This window comes from Streptomyces sp. ITFR-21 (genome assembly GCF_031844685.1).
Taxonomy (GTDB): Bacteria; Actinomycetota; Actinomycetes; order Streptomycetales; family Streptomycetaceae; genus Actinacidiphila.
Genome location: NZ_CP134605.1, coordinates 4209680 through 4232454 on the forward strand (window position 1 = coordinate 4209680; position 22775 = coordinate 4232454).

Annotated in this window: 16 protein-coding genes; 11 read left to right on the plus strand and 5 right to left on the minus strand. The window is 75.0% G+C overall.

Features of this window, described 5'->3' with window-relative positions; genetic code table 11:
* Positions 1-79 precede the first annotated feature (79 nt).
* A complete protein-coding gene (locus RLT57_RS18605; RefSeq protein ID WP_311298518.1) occupies positions 80-1357 on the minus strand; it encodes a nucleotide sugar dehydrogenase in 1278 nt (425 codons plus the stop codon).
* Between the two features lie 192 nt (positions 1358-1549).
* Between RLT57_RS18605 and RLT57_RS18610 the strand changes: the two genes are divergently transcribed.
* From RLT57_RS18610 to RLT57_RS18640, 7 genes are all read left to right on the plus strand, one after another.
* A complete protein-coding gene (locus RLT57_RS18610) occupies positions 1550-3256 on the plus strand; it encodes a glycerol-3-phosphate dehydrogenase/oxidase (protein WP_311298519.1) in 1707 nt (568 codons plus the stop codon).
* A 59-nt stretch (positions 3257-3315) separates the two neighbouring features.
* Complete coding sequence (locus tag RLT57_RS18615; RefSeq protein ID WP_311298520.1) at positions 3316-5079, plus strand: serine/threonine-protein kinase; 1764 nt, start codon at positions 3316-3318, stop codon at positions 5077-5079.
* Positions 5080-5330: 251 nt separating this feature from the next.
* Positions 5331-7160: a serine/threonine-protein kinase gene (locus tag RLT57_RS18620; protein ID WP_311298521.1), complete on the plus strand. Its 1830-nt coding sequence runs from the start codon at positions 5331-5333 to the stop codon at positions 7158-7160.
* Between the two features lie 294 nt (positions 7161-7454).
* On the plus strand, positions 7455-9437 hold the full coding sequence (locus tag RLT57_RS18625) for a protein kinase (protein ID WP_311298522.1): 1983 nt from the start codon (positions 7455-7457) through the stop codon (positions 9435-9437).
* Positions 9438-9626: 189 nt separating this feature from the next.
* On the plus strand, positions 9627-11258 hold the full coding sequence (locus RLT57_RS18630; protein ID WP_311298523.1) for a serine/threonine-protein kinase: 1632 nt from the start codon (positions 9627-9629) through the stop codon (positions 11256-11258).
* A gap of 323 nt (positions 11259-11581) precedes the next feature.
* Positions 11582-13195: a succinic semialdehyde dehydrogenase gene (locus tag RLT57_RS18635; protein WP_311298524.1), complete on the plus strand. Its 1614-nt coding sequence runs from the start codon at positions 11582-11584 to the stop codon at positions 13193-13195.
* 93 nt (positions 13196-13288) lie between these two features.
* Positions 13289-15097, plus strand: coding sequence for a GMC family oxidoreductase (locus tag RLT57_RS18640; protein ID WP_311300765.1), 1809 nt, complete (start codon positions 13289-13291; stop codon positions 15095-15097).
* Between the two features lie 352 nt (positions 15098-15449).
* Here the strand turns inward: RLT57_RS18640 and RLT57_RS18645 are convergent, their stop codons facing one another.
* Positions 15450-15806 (minus strand): chorismate mutase, encoded by a 357-nt coding sequence (locus RLT57_RS18645; RefSeq protein ID WP_432759759.1) that lies wholly within the window; start codon positions 15804-15806, stop codon positions 15450-15452.
* A 544-nt stretch (positions 15807-16350) separates the two neighbouring features.
* Here RLT57_RS18645 and guaA point away from each other — a divergent pair.
* Positions 16351-17931 carry a glutamine-hydrolyzing GMP synthase gene (gene guaA, locus RLT57_RS18650; protein ID WP_311298526.1) on the plus strand — a complete coding sequence of 527 codons (1581 nt, stop codon included), beginning with the start codon at positions 16351-16353 and terminating at the stop codon, positions 17929-17931.
* Between the two features lie 203 nt (positions 17932-18134).
* Entirely contained in the window at positions 18135-18677 is a 543-nt protein-coding gene (locus RLT57_RS18655; RefSeq protein WP_311298527.1) for a DoxX family protein, read from the plus strand.
* On the opposite strand, the gene RLT57_RS18660 is transcribed toward RLT57_RS18655, so the two are convergent.
* Positions 18625-18846 carry a hypothetical protein gene (locus RLT57_RS18660; RefSeq protein WP_311298528.1) on the minus strand — a complete coding sequence of 74 codons (222 nt, stop codon included), beginning with the start codon at positions 18844-18846 and terminating at the stop codon, positions 18625-18627. The two genes, RLT57_RS18655 and RLT57_RS18660, sit on opposite strands and share 53 nt — an antisense overlap.
* A complete protein-coding gene (locus RLT57_RS18665) occupies positions 18843-20255 on the minus strand; it encodes a PspC domain-containing protein (protein ID WP_311298529.1) in 1413 nt (470 codons plus the stop codon). The genes RLT57_RS18660 and RLT57_RS18665 overlap by 4 nt, the downstream gene beginning before the upstream one ends.
* 153 nt (positions 20256-20408) lie before the next feature.
* Here RLT57_RS18665 and RLT57_RS18670 point away from each other — a divergent pair, with 153 nt between their 5' ends.
* Positions 20409-21725, plus strand: coding sequence for an ATP-binding protein (locus RLT57_RS18670; RefSeq protein WP_311298530.1), 1317 nt, complete (start codon positions 20409-20411; stop codon positions 21723-21725).
* Positions 21722-22441, plus strand: coding sequence for a response regulator transcription factor (locus RLT57_RS18675; protein ID WP_311298531.1), 720 nt, complete (start codon positions 21722-21724; stop codon positions 22439-22441). Before RLT57_RS18670 ends, RLT57_RS18675 begins: the two co-directional genes overlap by 4 nt.
* 4 nt (positions 22442-22445) lie before the next feature.
* Here the strand turns inward: RLT57_RS18675 and RLT57_RS18680 are convergent, their stop codons facing one another.
* Complete coding sequence (locus RLT57_RS18680) at positions 22446-22724, minus strand: hypothetical protein (RefSeq protein WP_311298532.1); 279 nt, start codon at positions 22722-22724, stop codon at positions 22446-22448.
* Positions 22725-22775 lie beyond the last annotated feature (51 nt).

Consider the following 22775-nt stretch of genomic DNA (forward strand, 5'->3'; position numbering starts at 1 on the left):
GGCCGCGGCGGCGACGGGCGCCCGTACCGCGGCCGCGGACGCGCGCCTGCCGCGGTTCCGGTACGGGCGGCGCCGCCGCCTACAGCCGCGCCGCCGCGCCCGCCGGGGTCGCCCCCCGGGTGTCCAGCATGAGCTGCGCCTTCACCGCCAGGCCCTGCAGGTCGTATGTGCGGTGGTGCTGCAGCAGCAGCGTCAGGTCGGCCTCGGCGGCGGCCTCCCAGAGCGAGTCGGCGCGCGGCACCGGGCGGTCCAGCACCCGCCACTGCGGGACGTACGGGTCGTGGTAGGCGAGCTGCGCGCCGAGCTCGATCAGGCGGGAGCCGATCTCGCGGGCGGGGGCGCCGTCCTGCTCGGCGAGGTCGGCCTTGTAGGTGACGCCGAGCAGCAGCACGCGGGCGCCGCGCAGCGACTTGCCGTGCTCGTTGAGCAGGGCCGCGGCGCGCTGGACGACGTAGCGCGGCATCCGGCCGTTGACCTCCCGGGCGAGCTCGACCATCCGCAGCGGGTGGCCGGGCAGCCGGGGGCGGCCGGCCGGCCCGGCGGGGAAGGCGGGGGCCGTGTTGGGGTCCAGGGCGGCGGCCGGGCCGCCCACGCCGGGGCCGGGGCGGAACGCCTGGAAGCCGAACGGCTTGGTCTCCGCGCACCGGATCACGTCCCACAGGTCGACGCCGAGGTCGTGGCAGAAGACCGCCATCTCGTTGGCGAAGGCGATGTTGACGTGCCGGTAGTTGGTCTCCATCAGCTTGACCGTCTCGGCCTCGCGCAGGCCGCGGGCCCGGACCACCCGCTCGGTGAGCCGGCCGTAGAAGGCGGCGGCGGCCTCGGTGCAGGCGGGGGTGCAGCCGCCGACCACCTTGGGGGTGTTGGCGAGGTGGAAGTCGCGGTTGCCGGGGTCGAGGCGGCTGGGGGAGTAGGCGAGGTGGAAGTCCCGGCCGGCCCGCAGCCCGCCGGACTCCAGCAGCGGGCGCAGGAACCCCTCGGTGGTGCCCGGGTAGACGGCCGACTCCAGGACCACCGTGGTGTGCGGGCGCAGGTGGGCGGCCAGCGCGCGGGCGGCGGCGGCCACCTCGCCGAGGTCCGGCGTCTGGTCGGGGCCGAGCGGGGTGGGGACGCACACGACGGCGGTCCTGACCCGGCCGAGCACCCGGGGATCGGTGGTGGCGCGGAAGCCGCCGGCCAGCATCCGGCGCAGGTCGGGGGCGGAGACGGTGCCGGAGGGCACCCGGCCGGCGTTGGTCTCCGCCACCGCCGCCGGATCGGTGTCGTAGCCGATGGTGTTCACTCCGGCGGCGGTGGCCGCCTGCGCGAGCGCGAGTCCGGTGTGGCCGAGGCCGAGTACGGCGAGGTCTGCGGGCATGGGCTTCGGTCCTCCACGAAGGGACTCACGAACAGCTGTAAAGCAGGCTAACCAGACAAATCACTGATATGACCGTGCGGCGCGCCGTGCCGCCGCGGACGCTTCAAGGTGGCCGGTCCCGGGCAGGTCGATCACTATCGGGGAGAGAGATCCACGGACACCCGACCGCGAGCGCCAGGTACGGAGGCACCGATGCGCGACACAACTCTCGGCCCGGCTGAACGGGCCGCGGCCCTGGCCCGAATGGCCGAGCAGGAGCTGGACATCCTGGTGGTGGGCGGCGGAGTGGTGGGCGCCGGCACCGCGCTGGACGCCGCCACCCGCGGCCTGTCGGTCGGCATCGTCGAGGCCCGCGACTGGGCCTCCGGCACCTCCAGCCGCTCCAGCAAGCTCATCCACGGCGGCCTGCGCTACCTGGAGATGCTCGACTTCGCCCTGGTCCGCGAGGCGCTCAAGGAGCGCGGCCTGCTGCTGGAGCGGCTGGCCCCGCACCTGGTCAAGCCGGTCCCGTTCCTGTACCCGCTCCAGCACAGGGGATGGGAGCGGCTCTACGCCGGATCCGGGGTGGCGCTGTACGACGCGATGTCGGTGTCGTCCGGGCACGGCCGCGGCCTGCCGGTCCACCGCCACCTGACCCGCAAGCGCGCCTTGCAGGCGGCGCCGGCGCTGCGCAGGGACGCCCTCGTCGGCGCCCTCCAGTACTACGACGCCCAGGTCGACGACGCCCGCCTGGTGGTCACCCTGGTGCGGACCGCCAGCGCCTACGGGGCCCACGTCGCCAACGCGGCGCGGGTGGTCGCCTTCCTCCGGGAGGGTGAGCGCGTCGTCGGCGCCCGGGTGCAGGACGTGGAGGCCGGCGGCGAGTACGAGGTCAGGGCCCGCCAGGTGGTCAACGCCACCGGCGTGTGGACCGACGACACCCAGGGGCTGATCCACGAGCGCGGCCATCTGCACGTGCGCGCGTCCAAAGGTGTCCACCTGGTGGTCCCCAAGGACCGGATCCACTCGAACACCGGGCTGATCCTGCGTACCGAGAAGAGCGTGCTCTTCGTGATCCCGTGGGGCAGACACTGGATCGTCGGCACCACCGACACCGACTGGAGCCTGGACAAGGCGCACCCGGCCGCCTCCAGCGCCGATATCGACTACGTGCTCGAACACGTCAACTCCGTCCTCGCCACCCCGCTCACCAGGGACGACGTACAGGGCGTCTACGCCGGGCTGCGCCCGCTGCTGGCCGGCGAGTCGGACGCCACCAGCAAGCTGTCCCGCGAGCACACCGTCGCCCACCCACTGCCGGGCATGGTCGTGGTGGCCGGCGGCAAGTTCACCACCTACCGGGTGATGGCCAGGGACGCCGTCGACGAGGCGGTGCACGGCCTGGACCGCAGGGTCGCCGACTGCTGCACCGAGGACGTGCCGCTGGCCGGCGCCGAGGGCTACCACGCGATGTGGAACGCCCGCGCCCGCATCGCCGCCCGCACCGGGGTCCACGTCGCCCGGGTGGAGCACCTGCTCAACCGGTACGGCTCCCTCGCCGACGAGGTGCTGGCGCTGATCGAGAAGACGCCGTCGCTGGGCGCGCCGCTGGCCGCCGCCGACGACTACCTGCGCGCCGAGGTGGTCTACGCCGCCGCGGCCGAGGGCGCCCGTCACCTGGAGGACGTGCTGACCCGCAGGACCCGGATCTCCATCGAGACCTTCGACCGCGGCACGCGCAGCGCCCGGGAGGCGGCCGAGCTGATGGCCCTGGTGCTGGGCTGGGACCAGGACCAGATCGACCGGGAGGTCGCGTACTACGAGAAGCGGGTGGAGGCCGAGCGCGAGTCGCAGCTCCAGCCCGACGACCAGACCGCGGATGCGGCGCGGGTCGGCGCGCCGGATATCGTTCCGCTGTAGACGGGAGGACCCTGGCCGCGGGCGCGACACGCGCACGGGGCACGGGTGGAGGACGCGAAATGGTCGGACAGGGCGACGAGGGGCGGTTGGTCGCGGGCCGGTACCGGCTGCTGGAGCGGATCGGCCGCGGCGGCATGGGCACGGTGTGGCGGGCCGAGGACGAGCTGCTCGGCCGCCAGGTCGCGGTCAAGAAGCTGCACCCGCCGCAGCCGCACATGGCCGACGACGAACTCGCCACCCTCTTCGAACGCACCCGGCGCGAGGCCCGCGCCGCGGCCCGGATCAGCCACCCCAACGTGATCGTCGTGCACGACGTGGTCGACGACGCCGGGCTGCCGTCCATCGTCATGGAGTACGTGCCGTCGGTGACGCTCGGCGAACTCCTCAAGCGGGAGGGCCCGCTGCCGGTGGCCGAGGCGGCCCGGATCGGCCGCGGCATGGTCGCCGCGCTGCGGGCCGCGCACCGTGCCGGGGTGCTGCACCGCGACGTGAAGCCCGGCAACGTCCTGCTCGGTGTCGAGGGCGGCAGCTCCGCCGCCGACGGCGACGGGGGAGGCCGGGTGGTGCTCACCGACTTCGGCATCGCCCAGGCGTCCGGCACCTCCACGCTGACCCGCACCGGGGAGATCATCGGCTCCATCGACTTCCTGTCGCCCGAGCGCATCCGCGGCGTCCCGCCGGGCCCCGAGGCCGACCTGTGGGCGCTGGGCGCCACCCTCTACCAGGCGGTCGAGGGCACCTCGCCGTTCCGCCGGCCGACCGCGATCGAGACGGCGTACGCCATCGCCGAGGAACCCGTCGCGCCGGCGCCCAACGCGGGCGACCTCACGACGGTGATCGCCGGCCTGCTCGCCAAGGAGCCGGCCCGGCGGCTGTCCGCGGCGGAGGCCGAGCGGCTGCTGCGGCTGCCCGCCTCCGAGCAGGACACCGCGCTGGTCGGGCGGTTCACCGCCAGGCCCGACGAACTGCCGACCGCGACGGCCGTCCGCGGCTTCGGACCGATACCGGGCGCGCCGGGCGCACCGGGTGGGCCGCGCATACCCAAGACCCCCGGCGTCCCGCAGCCGGGACCGATACCGCAGTACGCGCGCAGCGCGTACGGACCGCACACCCCGCTGCCCGCGGGGCCCCCGCCGCCGGCAGGGCCGGGCGGGCGGCGCCGCGGGCGCGCCGCGGGCGGCTGGGTCGCCGCGGCGGTCGCGGTCGTCGTCGTGGCCGGCGGCGCCTACGCGGTGAGCCAGCGGGGCGGCGGCGCCGGCCCGGACGCGAAACCCACCGGCAGCGGCCCCACCGCGCCGGCCACGACGGTCGCGACCGCCACCACGCCCGCGCCGTCGACCGCTCCCGCCGTCACCACCCCGCCTCCGCCGCCGGTCCCGGCGGGCTACCACCTGTTCAGCAACCCCGACCGCGGCTACTCCCTGCCGGTGCCCGACGGCTGGACCAAACAGGTCACGCACGACGGCGAACAGGTGGACTTCATCGACCCGACGCAGCGGATCGACCTCAAGATCAGCTCGCTGGACTTCGCCAGCACCAGCCCGTACGCGCACTGGACGTCCCTGGAGTCCCAGACCCGCGGGCAGGTCGACGACTACCACCGCGAACGGCTCGATCCCACCACGCGGTTCGGCGACCCGGCGGCCATCTGGGAGTTCACCTTCCAGGGGTCGGTGCGCGAGTACCACGCGATCGACCTGGGCTTCGGCAGGCCCGGCCAGACCGAGTACGCGGTCTACCTGTCCGCCCCCGACGCCGAGTGGGACCGGCAGCGGCCGGTGTTCGACACGGCCGTGGCCGGTTTCCGGCAATCCGGCGGATAGGTCTGGTTGGCTTCCGCCTCCCCCGTTCGGCGATGATGGCTGTCTGCACTGCCCGCGGCGCGCCGCTCCCCGGCGCGGCGTTCCGTACCGCACCGCGCCGATCGCACCGCCCGTACCGCCCGCACGGCCCGTACCGCAGCACCCGGGCGCCGCACCGTCCGATACCCCGAACCGCCGCCAGACCGCCGCCAGACCGCCCGACAGACCGCCCGACAGACCGCCTGACAACGCCGGCACAGCAGAGGGAATCCATGAGCCAGGTCGAAGGTACCGACGGACGTCTCCTCGCGGACCGGTACCGGCTCGGCACCGTGCTCGGCAAGGGCGGCATGGGTACGGTCTGGCGCGCCGTCGACGAGACGCTCGGCCGCAGCGTCGCCGTCAAGGAGCTGCGCTTCCCCGGCGACGTCGACGACGACGAGAAGCGCCGCCTGGTCACCAGGACGCTGCGCGAGGCCAAGGCCACCGCGCGGATCCGCAACACCGGCGCGATCACCGTCTTCGACGTGGTCAAGGAGGACGACCGGCCGTGGATCGTGATGGAGCTGGTCGAGGGCCGGTCGCTGTCCGACGCGATCCGCGAGGACGGCCCGCTGACCCCCAAGCGCGCCGCCGAGGTCGGCCTGGTGCTGCTCGACGTGCTCCGGGCCGCGCACCGCGAGGGCATCCTGCACCGTGACGTGAAGCCGTCCAACGTGCTGCTCGCGGACGACGGGCGGGTGGTGCTCGGCGACTTCGGCATCGCGCAGATCGACGGCGACCCGTCGGTGACCTCCACCGGCATGCTGGTCGGCGCGCCCTCGTACATCTCCCCGGAACGCGCGCGCGGCCAGAAGCCGGGACCGCCGGCCGACCTGTGGTCGCTGGGCGCGCTGCTCTACGCCTCGGTCGAGGGGCACCCGCCGTACGACAAGGGCTCGGCGATCGCCACGCTGACCGCGGTGATGACCGAGCCGGTCGGCCCGATGCGCAACGCCGGGCCGCTGGCCGAGGTGATCAAGGGCCTGCTGGTCAAGGACCCCGAGCGGCGGCTGACCGAGCCCGGCGCCCGTGCCCTGCTGGCCGCGGTCGCCGAGGCCCCGGACCGCCCGGTGGCGCCGCCCGCCGCGGACGCCGGCACCGCCGTGCCGCCCGTCGACCCGCAGCCCGCCCCCAGCGACGCGCCCGCGGCCACCGTGGAGGCCGCAGCCGACCAGGCCCGGGTCCGGGACGCGCTGCGCTCGGTCCGCAGGGCCGCCGCCGCCCCGGGGCCCGGCGCCCCCGGGCACCCGCCGGGCCCGCGGGCCGGGGAGCCGTTCGCCGACGGGGGGCCGCGGCGCACCCTGGTCATAGTGATCGCCGCGGTGGTGATCGCCGTCCTGGGTACGGTGATAGGCGTCGCGATCGCCAACTCCGGCGGCGGGGACGGCGGCGGGGAGAGCAAGAACGGCGGCGGCAAGCCGTCCGCGAGCAGCACCCCCCACGCCTCCGGCACCGGACCGGCCACGGCGCCCTCCGGCCGCAGCTCCGCCGCCGGCACCCCCTCCCGTCCGGCTACGTCGGCCGCCTCGGCGGCGACCGGGACGCCGTCGGACGACGAGGGGGACGACGACAGCGGCGAGGACGAGGCCGCGGGCGCCACCCCGCCGAGCGGCTTCACCACGGTCGCCGACGCCGCGTTCCACTTCCGGATGGCCATGCCCGACGGCTGGCGTCAGACCGGCCAGGCGGGGAAAGGCTCAGGGGTGATCTACAGCGCGCACGGCGGATACCCGCGGGTCCAGGTCGACTTCTCCGACAGCCCGAAGAAGGACGCGGCCGCCGCGTGGAGGGACGAGGAGTCCACGGTGGCCGGTTCGAGCCGCGACTACCACCGGATCTCCATCGGGCCGGTCGCGTACCGCGGCTACCCCACCGCCGCCGACTGGGAGTTCACCCGCACCGTGGACGGGCGCAAGGTCCGGGTGCGCAACCGCGGCTTCGCGGTGGACGGCGACCGCGCCTACTCGATCATGGTCTCGATCCCGGCCGGCGACTGGGACAGCGCGGCCTCCGCGCGGCTGCGGGACACGTTCTTCGCGACGTTCACCCCCACCGACTGACGGCCGGGCACCGGCCTTTCAGCAGCCGGGCGGCCGGCGCGGACGGGGTGCCGGCCCGCGCACGGAAGCACAACGGGAGTACAAGAGGCGGCAAAGGGGTAAGCAGCTACTCGGCCAGGGCCGGGGCCGCACGAACAACCGGGAAACCGGCCGAAGGATTGCCGCGCAGCACGTATGGTGAGTACTTGAGGACCGTCCGCATCCGCATCCGGACGCAAGCGTGACCGGGTCGGACCGGGTCGGATCGGACCATGTGGCGCAGGAGAGTTGGACCGGGGCCGAGAGGGGGGCACCGTGGAGGAGTACGCAGGGCGGGTGCTCGCCGAGCGCTATCGGCTGCCCAGGCCGCCGGCCGACGAGTTCGAGTTGGCCGAGACCCGCGCCTTCGACACGTACAGCGGGCAGGAGGTCCTGGTCCGGCAGGTGCTGCTGCCCGAGGTGGTGACCGCCGAACTGCCGGGCGAGGACGGGCCGTTCGGCGACCCGGAGGGGCTGGGTGACAGTGCCAGGCGGGCGCTGGACGCGGCCCGCGCCGCCGCCGCAATCCCCGACCACCCGCGCTTGGTGCAGGTCTTCGACATCTTCGTCGAGGGCGGCAGCCTGTGGATCGCGAGCGAACTGGTGTCCGCCCGGCCGCTCGCCGCGTTCCTCGCTGAGCGCCCGCTGGACGCCTTCCGCGCCGCCGAGATCGCCTCCGACGTGCTGGCCGCGCTGCGGGCGCTGCACACCCACGGCTGGACCCACCGCAACGTCACCGCCAGCACCGTGCTGCTCTGCGACGACGGCCGGGCGATGCTCGGCGGACTCGCCGCCGGCGCCGCCCAGGAGGCGCTGTGCGGCTACGACCCGCTGCCCGAGCAGGTACTGGCCGGCGGCACCGAGCCGTCCTGGCACGGCCCGCAGTCCGCGTTGGAGCAGGAGCGGGCCCGGCAGAACCGGATCACCGTGGTCGGCGCGGTCACCGAGCGCTGGGCGCCCGAGCAGGCCCACGAGGTGCACGAGAACTGGCGGCTGTCCCCGCCGGTCGGCCCGGCGGCCGACCTGTGGGCGCTCGGCTCGCTGCTGTTCCGCAGCGTCCAGGGCCACCCGCCCTACCCCGAGGACAGCGCCGCCGAACTCGTTCAACTGGTGTGCGCCGAACCACCCGCCTTCGCCGAGGAGTGCGGCCCGCTGCGGCCGGTCGTGGAGTCGCTGCTGCGCCCCGACCCCGAGGAGCGCCCCGACGCCGAGGAGTTGGGCGGCTGGCTGCGGTCGCTGATCCGCTCCGCGCCCGAACCCGACCTCGGCACCGTGACCGTCCCGCTGCCCACCGACGCGACGAAGCTGCCGGTCAAGCGGCGCAAGGGCGAGCTGGTCCGCAAGCGGCGCGAGCGGGTTGCCGCGGACGCCGACCCGTCCGGCCAGCACCGCCGGCACGCCCGCGGCAAGCAGGCCAAGGCGGTCCGCGCCAAGCGGGAGAGCGCCCGGCTCAGCGAGATGATGCAGGAGCGGTTCCCCGAGGAGCAGGTGGTCTCCCACACCTCCGCCGCCGCTGAGGCCCAGCCGCGCCGGCTCGGTGCCCGCCTCCTGGTCGCGGTACTGGTGGTGCTGGCCGCCGTGGTGCTTTACGCCATGCTCGTCATGCCCAACCGCCACACCTCCTCCGCCGACCCGAACGGCGACCGCACGGTGCCGGCGGAGATGCCGGGCAGCGGCGGCGGCAGCAAGGACCACACCACCGCGCCACCCACCACCGCCGCGGCCAGTACCGAGCCGACCGGCAAGGCGCCCACGACCAAGCCCCCGGCCACCGAGCCGACGACCGACGCCCCCAGCGCGCCCCCCGACCTCGGGCCCGACTTCGCGCTGCGCGCCGACAGCGCGGGCTTCACCGTCGCCGTGCACACCGGCTGGCTGCGGTCCGGCAAGAACAACCAGGGCCAGGTGCGCTACACCGGCAGCGACATCACCATGACCGTGGTCCCCGGCCGCGACAAGGCGTCCGGCGACACCAGCGACCCCCTGGCGTACCAGCTGGTGGAACGCGAACTCGCCGACTTCCGCGCCTCGTCGTGGTCCTCCGCGGCCGGCCTGCAGACGCTCACCATCCGCGGCCACCAGGCCGCCGAGGGCGAGTACACCTGGCGGGACGCCGACGAGCAGAGCGTCTACGCCCGCAACCTGGCGATCCTGGTGGGCGGCCGCTACCACGTCGTGCTGATCGCCGGCCCGGACAGCCAACGCGCCGCCGTGCAGCGCGCGTTCGACAAGGTCGTGGAGACGTACACGGCAGGCTGACCCGTACCGCACCCGTACCGCACCCGTACCGCACCCGTACCGCACCCGTACCGCACGGCAGGACGGCGCGGACCGGCCGCCGCGGGCCCGACCGCGCGGGCCTGCCGGCGCGGTCGTGTCGGGTGGCGCCGTGTGCGGATCGTGTGCGGAGCGCCGGGGGCGGCCACCGGGCTGCGGCATCATGACGGTATGGCAAGTGACGGGGGACGGACCACGGCCGCGCACCAGCCGCGGGACGTGATCGCCGGCCGGTACCGGATCACCGGACGGCTGGGGCGCGGCGGGATGGGCACGGTCTGGCGGGCCACCGACGAGCTGTTGCGGCGGCAGGTCGCGGTCAAGGAACTGCACCTGCCCGGCGCCGGCCTGACCGAGGCGGAGGCGGACAAGCAGCGCGGCCGGGCGCTGCGCGAGGCGCGCAGCGTGGCCCGGGTCCGGCATCCGCACGTCGTGGTGGTGCACGACGTGGTGGAGCAGGACGGCCGGCCGTGGATCGTGATGGAACTGGTCGACGGGCTGTCGCTGGCCGACCGGCTGGCTGCGGACGGCCCGCTGGAGCCGCGGGAGGCGGCCAGGATCGGCGCCGCGGTCGCCGACGCGCTGCGCGCCGCCCACCGGCACGACATCCAGCACCGCGACGTGAAGCCGGCCAACGTGCTGCTCGGCGAGGACGGCCGGGTGGTGCTCAGCGACTTCGGCATCGCCCGGCTGCCCGGCGGCAACACCATCTCCGAGACCGGGTCGTTCGTCGGCTCGCCCGAGTACACCGCGCCCGAACGGATGTCGGGGCAGCCGGCCGGGCCCGCGGCCGACCTGTGGTCGCTGGGTGTGCTGCTGTGCGCGGCCGTCGACGGGCAGTCGCCGTTCCACCGCGAGTCGATCGGCGAGATCGTGCACGCGGTCGCCCTCGGCGCCATCGACCCGCCGGCGGCGGCCGGCCCGCTGGCACCGGTGATCAGGGGCCTGCTGGAGCGGGATCCGGCCCGCCGGATGTCGGCCGCGCGGGTACGGACGGAGCTGACGGCGTACGCGCAGACCGGGACCGGGCCGTCGGCGCCCACCCCGGAACTGCCGTCGGCCGTCCCGGATCCGGCCCCGGCCGCGTCCCCCGCGCCGGCGCCGGATCCGACCACCCCGGAACCGGCGCCGGGCGGATCCGCCGCCGGGCCGGGGGTACCCGCCGGCCACCGCTCCCGGGGCCGTACCGCGGTCGTGGCGCTCGCCGTGGTGGTGCTCGCGGTCGTCGCGGGGGCGACCGCGGCGGTGCTGGTCACCCGCGGCGCGGACGGCGCCCCCGCGCCGGCCCTGGCGAGCGGGCCGCCGGTCAGCGCCGCCCCGGCCCGCCGTGCCCCGGCCACCACCCCGGCGCCGCCGCTCCCGGCCGGCTACACCGCGGTCACCGACCCCGAGGGCTTCTCGGTGGCCCTGCTCACGGGCTCCCGCCGCGACCCGCAGGGTCCCCGGACGTACTACTGGTCGCCGGGGAACGTCTTCCGCTTCGGCGAGCGCGAGCAGGTGCCGGACCCGCGCGGCCCGTACGCGGTGATGCACGACCAGCACGTGGAGGCGCCGACCTCGGGGGTCTACCCGGGCTACCGGGACGGGGTGATCACCCGCACCACCCGGCACCGGCAGGAGGCGGCGCTGTGGGAGTTCACCTACGACGGCTTCACCGCCGCCGGAGGCGCCCGGCGCACCTTCGACCTGTGCTGGACGGAGAACGGGCGGATGTACGACATATGGGTGTCGGGCCCGGTGGCCCAGGTGGAAACGACCCGCCGGGCCTTCGACACGGCCGTCAGCACCTTCCGGCCGGGCTGATCCGCCCGGGATGCCCCGGGATGCCCCGGGATGCCGCGGGCCCGCCCGCCGGGTCGGGGGCCGCCGGGGGCGGCGCTTGCGGTCCGCCCCGGTCGCGGCTTCCCGGGCCGCGCCCCGGCGGGCTCCGGGGCGCGCTTTCCGTCCGGCCGGGAGCCGCGGCCCGGCCCGGGGGTTTCGCGTACCGTCGGTTACGGCGGTCCGAGCTGCGGTGACACGGCCCCGGGTGGAACGTGCCGGTGATCGGTGGCGTGGTCGCGCGGCGCGGCGAGAAAACGGCTACTCACGGGTAGCCGTCGGCGCCCGGCGGTCGTAACCTCACCGGCATGACGGAATCGCCGCAGCTCCCCCCGCCCACCGCCGACGGAAACCCGGTCGTGCCCGCGGGCGGGCGCGGTCCGCTCGACGTCGTCACCCCGGACCTGCTGGCCCGGCTGACCCGCGGCGTCGTCGGGAGCGGCAAGGCGGTCAGCCACACCCCGCTGACCGGCGGGAAGCTCGCCGACCTCCCCGAGACCACCCTGGCGGAGGTCGCGGCGGCCTTCGACCGGGCCCGCGCCGCACAGCACGGGTGGGCCGCCACCCCGGTCCGGCGCCGCGCCGCCGTACTGCTCCGCTTCCACGACCTGCTGCTCACCCGGCAGGCCGAGGTGCTCGACCTGATCCAGCTGGAGACCGGCAAAGCCCGCCTGCACGCCCACGAGGAGGTGCAGTCGGTCGCCGCGGCGGCCCGGCACTACGGCGTCAAGGCGCCCGGCTACCTCGGGCCCAAGCGGCACACCGGCGCGATCCCGGTACTGACCAGGGCCGTCGAGCTGCGCCAGCCGCGCGGGGTGGTCGGGCAGATCGCGCCCTGGAACTACCCGCTGGAGCTGACCGTCGGTGACGCGCTGCCCGCGCTGGTGGCCGGCAACGCGCTGGTGACCAAGCCCGACACCGAGACCGCGCTCACCTCGTTGTGGGCCCGAGACCTGCTGATCGGGGCCGGACTGCCCGCGGACGCCTGGCAGATCGTGATCGGCGAGGGCCCGGTGGTCGGCCCGGCGCTGATCGAGCACGCCGACTACGTCTCCTTCACCGGCTCCACCACCACCGGCCGTGAGGTCGCCCGGCGCGCCGCCGGCCGGCTGATCGGCGCCTCCCTCGAACTCGGCGGCAAGAACCCCCTGCTGGTGCTGCGCGACGCCGACCTGGACAAGGCCGCGGACGGCGCGGTCCGGGCCTGCTTTGCCTCCGCCGGGCAGCTGTGCGTCTCCGTCGAGCGGCTGCTGGTCGCCGAAGAGGTCGCCGACGCGTTCCTGGCGAAGTTCGTCGCCCGCACCCGGGCGATCCGGCTCGGCACCGGTCTCGCCTACGGCGCCGGCATGGGATCGCTGGTCGGCGAGCGGCAGTTGGCGACCGTCACCCGCCATGTGGAGGAGGCCCGCGAGAAGGGCGCCACGGTCCTGGCCGGCGGCCGGCCCCGGCCCGACGTCGGCCCCTACGTCTACGAGCCGACCGTCCTCGACGGCGTGGTGCCCCCGATGGCCGTCTGCGCCGAGGAAACCTTCGGCCCGGTGGTCTCCGTCTACCGGTTCGGCGACGAGGACGAGGCCGTCGAGCGCGCCAACTCCGGTACGTACGGCCTCAACGCGAGCGTGTGGACCAAGGACGCCGCGCGCGGCCTGCGGATCGCCGCCCGGCTGCGCTCCGGCACGGTCAACCTCAACGAGGGCTACGCGGCGGCGTACGGCAGCATCCGCGCTCCCATGGGCGGCATGAAGGACTCCGGCCTCGGCCGCCGGCACGGCTCCGAGGGCATCCTCAAGTACACCGAGGCGCAGACCGTGGCCGTCCAGCGGCTGATGCCGATGGCGCCCGCGTTCGGCATGGACGACCAGAAGTACGCGTCCTTCCTCAACCGGTCGCTGCGGATCCTGAAGACTCTGCGTATCGGCTGAACCACCCGCCGTGACCCGACCACGGAGCTACCCCCGGAGGAACCTGTGGCACTCAAGGACGGCGAACGCGGCGCGGGGGGACACGGCGGCGCGATCGGCGACGGCGGGGACAGGGCGCCCGACGGCCGCGCCGACGGCTACGACTTCGACGTCCTCGTCGTCGGCTCCGGCTTCGGCGGCGCGGTCTCGGCGCTGCGGCTGACCGAGAAGGGCTACACGGTCGGCGTCCTGGAGGCCGGCCGCCGGTTCGCCAGGTCCGAACTGCCGAAGAACTCCTGGGCCGTCCGCGACTACCTGTGGGCGCCGGCCCTCGGCCTCTACGGCATCCAGCGCATCCACGTCCTCGGCAACGTCCTGGTGCTGGCGGGCGCGGGCGTCGGCGGCGGCTCGCTGAACTACGCCAACACCCTCTACGTGCCGCCCGCCGCGTTCTTCCGGGACCGCCAGTGGGGCCACATCACCGACTGGCAGCAGGAGTTGGCGCCCTACTACGAGCAGGCGCGGCGCATGCTCGGCGTGCGGCCCAACCCGACGCTCACCCCGTCCGACATCCATCTCCGCGCCGCCGCACGGGAGATGGGAGTGGGCGACACCTTCCGCCCGGCGCCGGTCGGGGTGTTCTTCGGCGACGGCCGGGACGCCGGCGGGCAGTCGGCGGCGGCGCCGGGACAGCAGGTGCCCGACCCGTACTTCGGCGGCACCGGCCCGGCCCGCACCGCGTGCCTGGAGTGCGGCGAGTGCATGACCGGCTGCCGGCACGGCGCCAAGAACACCCTCAACGAGAACTACCTCCACCTGGCCGAGCGGGCCGGCGCGGCCATCCACCCGATGACCACCGTGGTGGGCCTCGCCGAGGACCCCGAGGGCGGCTACCGGGTCACCGCCGTCCGCACCGACCGCCGGAGGAAGGGCGGGCAACGGGTGCTGCGGGCCCGCCAGGTGGTGCTCGCGGCCGGCACCTACGGCACCCAGACGCTGCTGCACACCATGCGCGACACCGGCCGGCTGCCGGACGTCCCGGCCCGGCTCGGCGAGCTGACCCGGACCAACTCCGAGGCCTTGGTGGGCGCGCAGACCACACCGCGCCGCTACCGCCGGCGCCACCCGGACCGCCCGCTGGACTTCACCAGGGGCGTCGCCATCACCTCGTCGATGCACCCCAACGACCACACCCACGTCGAGCCGGTGCGCTACGGCCGCGGCTCCAACGCGATGGGCAGCCTGTCGATCCTGGCCGCCCCGTACCGCGGCCGGGTGCCGCGCTGGCTGGAGTTCGCCGGCAACACCGCCCGGCACCCGATGCTGACGCTGCGCGCGCTGTCCAACCACCGCTGGTCGGAGCGGACCATCATCGGCCTGGTCATGCAGACCGGCGACAACTCCCTGACCACGTACCGGAAGCCCAGGGGCCTGGGAAAGGGGCTGCTGACCGCCCGGCAGGGCCACGGCGCCCCCAACCCGGCGCACATCCCGGAGGGCGCCGAGGCGGCCCGGCTGCTGGCGGCGGAGATCAACGGCTTCGCCGGCAGCAACGTGGGCGAGGCGGTCCAGCGGCCGATGACCGCGCACTTCCTGGGCGGCTGCCCGATCGGCGAGGACCCGGAACACGGCGTCATCGACCCGTACCACCGGCTGTACGGGTACCCGGGCATCCATGTCGTGGACGGTTCCGCGGTGTCGGCGAACCTGGGGGTCAACCCGTCGCTGACCATCACCGCGCAGGCCGAACGGGCGATGTCGCTGTGGCCCAACAAGGGTGAGGCGGACCCGCGGCCGGAACAGGGCGCGGCCTACCGCCGGATCGCCGCGGTCCCGCCGACCGCGCCGGTGGTGCCCGAGGACGCCTTCGGCGCGCTGCGGCTGCCGCTGCTGCCGGTGCCCGTGGTGCCCAAAAAGCCCTGAAAACACGGTAATGTGGGGACCGCAGAGCGGCCGGTCCCGGGCGTCCCCGGGAACCGACCGCCTCTTTGGGTCGTGACCGGGCTGCTGTCCCCTGCCGTCCGGCCACTGTTCACCGGCGCGAGGTCCCACGGCGGGTGCACGACTGCACCCGCCTCATCGCACCGGCTGCACCCCGCCCAGCTGCGTCTGGGCGGTGTTCTCTTCCACGCGTGGTGTCGGGTTACCGCCCCTGGATGGCACGGACACTCCCTCCAACGAAGAGGCCGCCGGGCGGTCACGTGCCGTTCGGGTGATCCCCCTGAAAGGGGTCGACGACGGGGCAGGCGGGGCCAGCGGGAGCGCCCGGCGCGGGTCAGACCCGGCCCCGGCACAGTTCCAGCAGGGTCATCGCCACCGAGGTGCCGGGCCTGCCCAGCGCCTCGCCGTACGTGCGCAGCACCTCCATCTCGCGGTTCAGGTGCAGCCGCCGGCCACCGGAGCCGAGCCGGGCGGCCTGGATCTCGCCGGACACCGCCATGCGCTCGCCGATCAGGGCGATGATCCGGGCGTCCAGATCGTCGATCAGGCGGCGCTTCCCGGCGATCAGGGACGCCGTGCCCTCCGGCTGCGCCGGATCCTGGCCGGGTTCGACCCGGGCCCGCGGCCGGCTCGCGGGTGGCTGCTGCCGCTGCGCGACCCGGGCCCGGACGCCGCCCGGCTCGGCGGTCACGCCGGCCCCGACGGGCCCGGTGGCCTCGGCGGTGGCGGTGGATCCGGTAGGCGCGGCGGTCGTGGTCGTGGTCGTGGTCGCGGTCGTGGTGGCGGCGGCCTCGGCGGTCGTCGCGGGTTCGGCGGTGGCGGCGCGCGCCGCGGCCTCGGTGGTCCTCGCGGTGTCGGTCACGTCTGCTCCTCGGGTCGTGGGCCCCCGGCCCCGCGGACGCGACAGGCGCCCCGGGCCGAGTGGCCCGGGGCGCCTGGTGGGTCGTCTGTCAGCGGTTCACGCGACGCGACCATGGCAGCCGGACCGGCCGGTGCCATAGGTAAACGCGAAGGTGTACGTCTGCATGGCGCCCAGTATGGACCACCGCCCCCGCCCGAACGCAAGGGGTCCGCACGCGGCGGGTGGGAGATGCCGTCACCCCGGCGCCGGGGTCCCGCCCCGCGGGCGACCGCGCCGTCCGCGGGGTAGCCCCCCGCCCGTACGCGAGGGGCCCTTCCCGGCGCGGGTAGACTCGGGGGCCGACCCCCTCGCAGCAACCGCCGGAAGGCCGCCCGTGGCATCAGCGATCCCAGCCGCCCCCGACACCGTCCTGGTCGTCGACTTCGGAGCGCAGTACGCCCAGCTCATCGCCCGCCGCGTGCGCGAGGCGAGGGTGTACAGCGAGATCGTGCCGTCCACCATGCCGGTGGCGGAGATGCTCGCCAAGCGGCCCCGCGCGATCATCCTGTCCGGCGGCCCCTCCTCGGTGTACGCCGAGGGCGCCCCGACGCTCGACCGGGCGCTGTTCGAGGCCGGGGTCCCGGTGTTCGGCATGTGCTACGGCTTCCAGCTGATGGCCACCGCGCTCGGCGGCACCGTCGACAACACCGGCGCCCGCGAGTACGGCCGGACCGCGCTGTCGGTCGCCAAGCCCGGCTCCACCCTCTTCGAGGGCACGCCTGCCGAGCAGTCGGTGTGGATGTCGCACGGCGACGCCTGCTCCGCCGCGCCCGAGGGCTTCACCGTCACCGCGTCCACCGAGGTGGTGCCGGTCGCCGCCTTCGAGAACGACGCGCTGCGGCTCTACGGGGTCCAGTACCACCCCGAGGTGCTGCACACCACGCACGGCCAGCAGATCCTGGAGCACTTCCTCTACCGCGGCGCCGGCATCTCGCCGCAGTGGACCACCACCAACGTCGTCGACGAGCAGATCGCGCTCATCCGCGAGCAGGTCGGCGGTGGCCGGGCGATCTGCGGGCTGTCCGGCGGGGTGGACTCCGCGGTCGCCGCCGCCCTGGTGCAAAAGGCCATCGGATCCCAGCTGACCTGCGTGTACGTCGACCACGGCCTGATGCGCAAGGGCGAGACCGAGCAGGTCGAGAAGGACTTCGTGGCCGCCACCGGCGTACAGCTGAAGGTGGTGGACGCCGCCGAGCGGTTCCTGGCCGCGCTGGCCGGGGTGTCCGACCCGGAGCAGAAGCGGAAGATCATCGGCCGGGAGTTCATCCGGGTCTTCGAGCAGGCGCAGGCCGAGATCGTCGCCGAGGCGCCGGACGACCAGCCGGTGGAGTTCCTGGTGCAGGGCACCCTCTACCCGGACGTGGTGGAGTCCGGCGGCGGCACCGGTACCGCCAACATCAAGTCGCACCACAACGTCGGCGGTCTGCCCGAGGACCTCCGGTTCCAGCTGGTGGAGCCGCTGCGCAAACTGTTCAAGGACGAGGTCCGGATGGTCGGCCAGGAGCTGGGGCTGCCCGAGGAGATCGTCCAGCGGCAGCCGTTCCCCGGCCCGGGGCTGGGCATCCGGATCGTCGGCGAGGTCACCCGGGAGCGGCTCGACCTGCTCCGGGAGGCCGACGCCATCGCCCGCGAGGAGCTGACCGCGGCCGGGCTGGACCGGGACATCTGGCAGTGCCCGGTGGTGCTGCTGGCCGACGTCCGCTCCGTCGGCGTCCAGGGCGACGGCCGCACCTACGGCCACCCGGTGGTGCTGCGCCCGGTCTCCTCCGAGGACGCGATGACCGCCGACTGGTCCCGGCTGCCCTACGACGTACTCGCCAGGATCTCCACCCGCATCACCAACGAGGTCAAGGACGTCAACCGGGTCGTGCTGGACGTCACCAGCAAGCCGCCGGGCACCATCGAGTGGGAGTGACCCGCGGCCGGTCTGCCGACCGGCCGCGGCCCGCCGGCCCGACGACCCCGCCCACCGGCAGCAGCACCCGCACCCGCGGGCCCGGCAACCCGACGGCCCCGCGGTGAACCACAGCGGGCGGGTGTACGTATGTCCCGACGAACGCAGCCGTCCGAACCACCGCTCCCGTCCGGGGGCGCGGACGGCGGGAGAGGCGGGAGACGATGCTTGAGGTGTGGCGGGAGACCGCTCGTCGCTACGCACTGCTGCCGTTGCGGATCTTTCTCGGGGTGACCTTCGTCTACGCCGGGCTCGACAAGCTCACCAGCGACACCTTCTTCACCGACTCGGCGAACGGCTCCCTGCTGCAGATCCTGCACGGCGCCCACGACCAGGCCGCGATACCGGCGATGATCGACCTGGCGCTCAAGGCGCCGCACGGCTTCGGCTACGCGATCGCACTCGGTGAGCTCGCGGCCGGCCTCGGCACCCTGTTCGGGCTGCTGGGGCGGGTGGCCGCGCTGGGCGGCGGGCTGATCTCGCTCAGCCTGTGGCTCACCGTGAGCTGGTCCACCTCGCCGTACTACTACGGCAACGACCTCGCCTACCTGATGGCGTGGATCCCGCTGGTGCTGGCCGGCACGCCGTACCTGTCGCTGGACGCGCTGCTCGCGCGGCGGCGGCGGCCGGCCCCCGCCCGGGTCGGCGGCACCGCTATCGACGCCGCCGGCGCGACCGGCCCCGCACGCTCCGAACGCCCTGTGTGACCACCGCCGTCACGGCGGCCAGCGCCAGGCCGGAACCGGCCAGCGGGACCGAGCGGTCCGGGTCGGACAGGTCCCACACCGCGCAGGCGTCCAGTACGAACGCCGCCGTGATGCCGAGCAGCGCCAGGCCCAGCACCAGGGCGGCCGGCTCGAAGCGGTGCCGTCTCACCGGACCACCCGCAGCCGGCCGACGCCCACTTCGACGTCCAGGTCGATGGTGCCGCCGGACACGGTGCCCGGCGCGGGGGTGTAGATCAGGTGCCGGTGCCGGCCGGCTGTGAGCTGCACGCCGTCCTCGGTCCTTCCCGGCAGGACGACCTCGCCGAGGCCGAGGTCGTAGTCGAGGCTGACGGTGGCGTTGCCGGGCAGCCGGACCACCGCCTGCCCGGCGCCGAGCTTGAGTCCGGTGCTGACGCCGCGCCCGCCGAGCGCCAGCCGGGTCAGGTCCAGCGTGCCGGTGCCGGCGCCGCGCTCGTACAGCGGCCGTACGGCCGACGCGGTCTGCGGGCGCCAGGTGGTGCTGCCGAGGCCGTGGCCGATCCTGGGCAGCGCCGCCGCGGCGATCAGGCCGGCGACGACCAGCACCGAGAGGAACACGGTGCCGCCGCGGGCCCGGCCGGCGAACGAGGCGACCACGAAAGCGCAGCCCAGGACGCCGAGCGCCGCCGTCAGACCGATCTCCGCACTGGTGCCGGCGGGTTGGTGCCGCCAGGACGCGGCGGTGCCGACGGCCGCCGCGGCCATCGCGAGCAGGCAGCCGGTGAAGCCGAACAGCCACGAGCCCCTCTGCTCGCGGGCCGCCTTCTTCCGCTGCCGCCAGGCGGCCCGGTCCTCCTGTCCGTACGGGCCGTCGTCCGGCCCCCACAGGTAGGGCGGTTCCTTCGTCAGCGGCTCGCGCCACCAGGACAGCGGGTCGCCCAGGCCGGGCGGCGCCTGGACGGCGGGGGGCGCGTCGGCGACCGCGCTGGCCATGTCGGGGGAGACCGCCTCCGGGGTCCGGCCGCGCTGCTGCGACCAGTGGACGGCGCCGGCCGTGCCCGCTATCAGCAGCAGGGAGAACGCCTGGTTGGGGCCGTTGCCGATCATCGAGGCGTACAGTCCGCAGCCGACCAGCGCCATCAGGACGGCGGTCAGCGGCGCGCCCTCGATCCGGCCGGACAGCAGCCGGTGCGCCTCGCTCTGCTCACCCTCCTGCGGGATGAGCAGCCAGCCCATCCCGTACACGATCAGGCCGATCCCGCCGGTGAGCGACAGGACGACCAGGACGACGCGGAAGATCACCGGGTCCACGTCGAAGCAGCGGCCGGCGCCCGCGCAGACCCCGGCCAGCACCCGCTGGTCCTTGGGGGCGCGGGCGAGCCGGGGGCGGTCCTGCCGCCCGGCGCTCCCGGGCGGGTCCTGCCCGTCGGTGCGCCCGCAGGCACCAAATCCGCCGGAAACACCGGGCCCGCCGGGCGCCTCGGACGTGCCGGGCGCCTCGGACGTGCCGGGCGCCTCGGATCCGCCGGGCGCCCCGGATCCGGCGGGCCGGTCCGGGCGGGCGTCCTCGGGCGCGGGGGCCTCGGGCTGGTCCGTCATACGACCATGGTGACCGGTCGGCGGGGCCGCCGGCACCCGGCCCGACCCTGGTACGCCCCTGATCCGTCCCCTGCGGGACGGGCCGCGCCGGGGTCCGGATCTGCGGGGTCAGCCCTGATGCCCGCGGCACGGCGGCTGTGTGACGATCGGGGTATGTCAGCGAGCAGTCCGCCCGGCGGGGCACGTACCGGCGTGCCCCCCGGGCCCACCGGGGCGTCCTTCCTGTCCGCGCCCGACCCCGAGGAGCCCGGGGCGCGCAGGCTCTACCGCAGCTCCGAGGGCCGCATGGTCGGCGGGGTGGCGCGCGGGCTCGCCGGGCACATGGGGCTGCCCGTGCTGTGGGTGCGGGCGTTCTTCCTGGTCCTGGCCGTCTTCAACGGCATCGGGCTGCTGCTCTACGCGGTCTTCTGGTTCTTCGTGCCGCTCGGTGTCGGCGGCGTCGCGGAGGCGAAGGAGCCGCGCGACGCCCGCTCGTGGCTGGCCGGGCGGCGCCCGGACAGGGGCCAGATCATCGCGCTGCTCGCGCTGGCGGTCGGCACCGGCATCGTCGTCGACAACCTCAACCTCGGCGCCGCCAACCGCGCGGTGTGGCCGCTGCTGGTGATCGCCCTCGGGGTGGCCCTGGTCTGGCGGCAGGCGGACAACGCCCGCAAGGCCCGCTGGGTGGAGATGAGCCACGGCAAGCGGTTCTGGCCGCTGGCCAGGGCCGCGGCCGGGGTCGGCCTGGTGATCGCCGGCGTCACCGGCTTCATCGTGGTCCGCGGCTCCGGCAGCCACCTCGGCGGCATCCTGCAGGCCGCGCTGGCCGTCCTGGTGGGGGTCGCGCTGATCGCGGGACCGTACCTGATCCGGATGACCCAGGACCTGTCCGCCGAGCGCCTGATGCGGATCCGCGCCCAGGAGCGGGCCGAGGTCGCCGCGCACGTCCACGACTCGGTGCTGCACACCCTGACCCTCATCCAGCGGCACGCCGAGGAGCCCCGCGAGGTCACCCGGCTCGCCCGCGCCCAGGAACGCGAACTGCGCTCCTGGCTCTACCGCCCCGAGGGCACCGGGCGCGACGGCGACGACGAGCCGGCCACGCTCGCCGACGCGGTACGGGCCGCCGCCGCCGAGGTGGAGGACGCCCACGGGGTGCCGGTGGAGGTGGTCTGCGTCGGCGACTGCCCGCTCGACGAACGGCTGTCCGCCCAGCTCCAGGCCGCGCGTGAGGCGATGGTCAACGCGGCCAAGTACGGTGGGGACGGACCGGTCCAGGTCTACGCGGAGGTCGAGCGGGCCAGGGTCTTCGTGTCGGTACGCGACCACGGGCCCGGATTCGACCTCGACCAGGTGCCGGGCGACCGGATGGGCGTGCGGGAGTCGATCATCGGGCGGATGCAGCGCAACGGCGGGCAGGCCCGGCTGCGTCCGGCGCCGGGCGGGGGTACGGAAGTGGAACTCGAGATGGAGAGGGCGGCGGCGGCATGAGCGCTTTTGCGGACAGGACCGCGGACGGGGGAGCGGCGGCCGGCCCCGGCGGCCGGCGGCGGGTCCGGGTGGTGCTGGTGGACGACCACCGGATGTTCCGCACCGGCGTGCAGGCGGAGATCGGCGCCACCGAGGAGACCGGGGTGGAGGTCGTCGGCGAGGCCGCGGACGTCGACCAGGCGGTGTCCGTGGTCGCCGCGACCCGCCCGGAGGTGGTCCTGCTCGACGTCCATCTGCCCGGCGGCGGCGGGGTGGAGGTGCTGCGCCGCTCGGCGTCCTTGACGGCCGACCCGCAGCACCCGGTGCGGTTCCTCGCCCTGTCCGTCTCCGACGCGGCCGACGACGTCATCGGCGTCATCCGCGGCGGCGCCCGCGGCTATGTCACCAAGACCATCACCGGCCCCGACCTGGTCGACTCGATCTTCCGGGTGCGGGACGGCGACGCCGTCTTCTCCCCCCGGCTGGCCGGCTTCGTCCTGGACGCCTTCGCCTCCACCGACGCCCCGCCGGTCGACGAGGACCTCGACCGCCTCACCCAGCGCGAACGCGAGGTGCTGCGGCTGATCGCCCGCGGCTACGCGTACAAGGAGATCGCCAAGCAGCTGTTCATCTCCGTCAAGACGGTGGAGTCCCATGTGTCCGCCGTGCTGCGGAAGTTGCAGCTGTCCAACCGCCACGAGCTGACCCGGTGGGCGACCGCGCGGCGGCTGGTGTGAGCGCTCACTCCTCCTCGTCCGGCCACAGCATCGTGTAGTTGGGCACCTTCACGGCCCGCTCCGCCACCGGCGTGTCCAGCGACTCCATCGGCACGCCCGCCGGCACCGCGCACCGCCCCAGGTGGATTCCCACCAGGCAGCGGTCGCACCAGAACGCCGCGTACCCGGTCCTGCGCTCCACCCGACCGGTGAACAGCAGCCGCAGCTCGTCCGCCCCGCAGTTCGGACACACCGTGTGGGTGGGCCCCGGCAGCGCCTTGCAGTGCTGCTCGTAAGCCGCCACCCACCCTCCCCAACCTGCCGTCAGGGCCTGCATCCGCGACCTCCCGCCGGT

Coding starts and splice junctions, on each gene's coding strand:
- RLT57_RS18655 (WP_311298527.1), top strand. CDS start 18,135: ATGCTTGAGGTGTGGCGGGAGACCGCTCGTCGCTACGCACTGCTGCCG.
- RLT57_RS18610 (WP_311298519.1), top strand. CDS start 1,550: ATGCGCGACACAACTCTCGGCCCGGCTGAACGGGCCGCGGCCCTGGCC.
- RLT57_RS18605 (WP_311298518.1), bottom strand. CDS start 1,357: ATGCCCGCAGACCTCGCCGTACTCGGCCTCGGCCACACCGGACTCGCG.
- RLT57_RS18670 (WP_311298530.1), top strand. CDS start 20,409: ATGTCAGCGAGCAGTCCGCCCGGCGGGGCACGTACCGGCGTGCCCCCC.
- RLT57_RS18620 (WP_311298521.1), top strand. CDS start 5,331: ATGAGCCAGGTCGAAGGTACCGACGGACGTCTCCTCGCGGACCGGTAC.
- RLT57_RS18635 (WP_311298524.1), top strand. CDS start 11,582: ATGACGGAATCGCCGCAGCTCCCCCCGCCCACCGCCGACGGAAACCCG.
- RLT57_RS18665 (WP_311298529.1), bottom strand. CDS start 20,255: ATGACGGACCAGCCCGAGGCCCCCGCGCCCGAGGACGCCCGCCCGGAC.
- RLT57_RS18675 (WP_311298531.1), top strand. CDS start 21,722: ATGAGCGCTTTTGCGGACAGGACCGCGGACGGGGGAGCGGCGGCCGGC.
- RLT57_RS18615 (WP_311298520.1), top strand. CDS start 3,316: ATGGTCGGACAGGGCGACGAGGGGCGGTTGGTCGCGGGCCGGTACCGG.
- RLT57_RS18630 (WP_311298523.1), top strand. CDS start 9,627: ATGGCAAGTGACGGGGGACGGACCACGGCCGCGCACCAGCCGCGGGAC.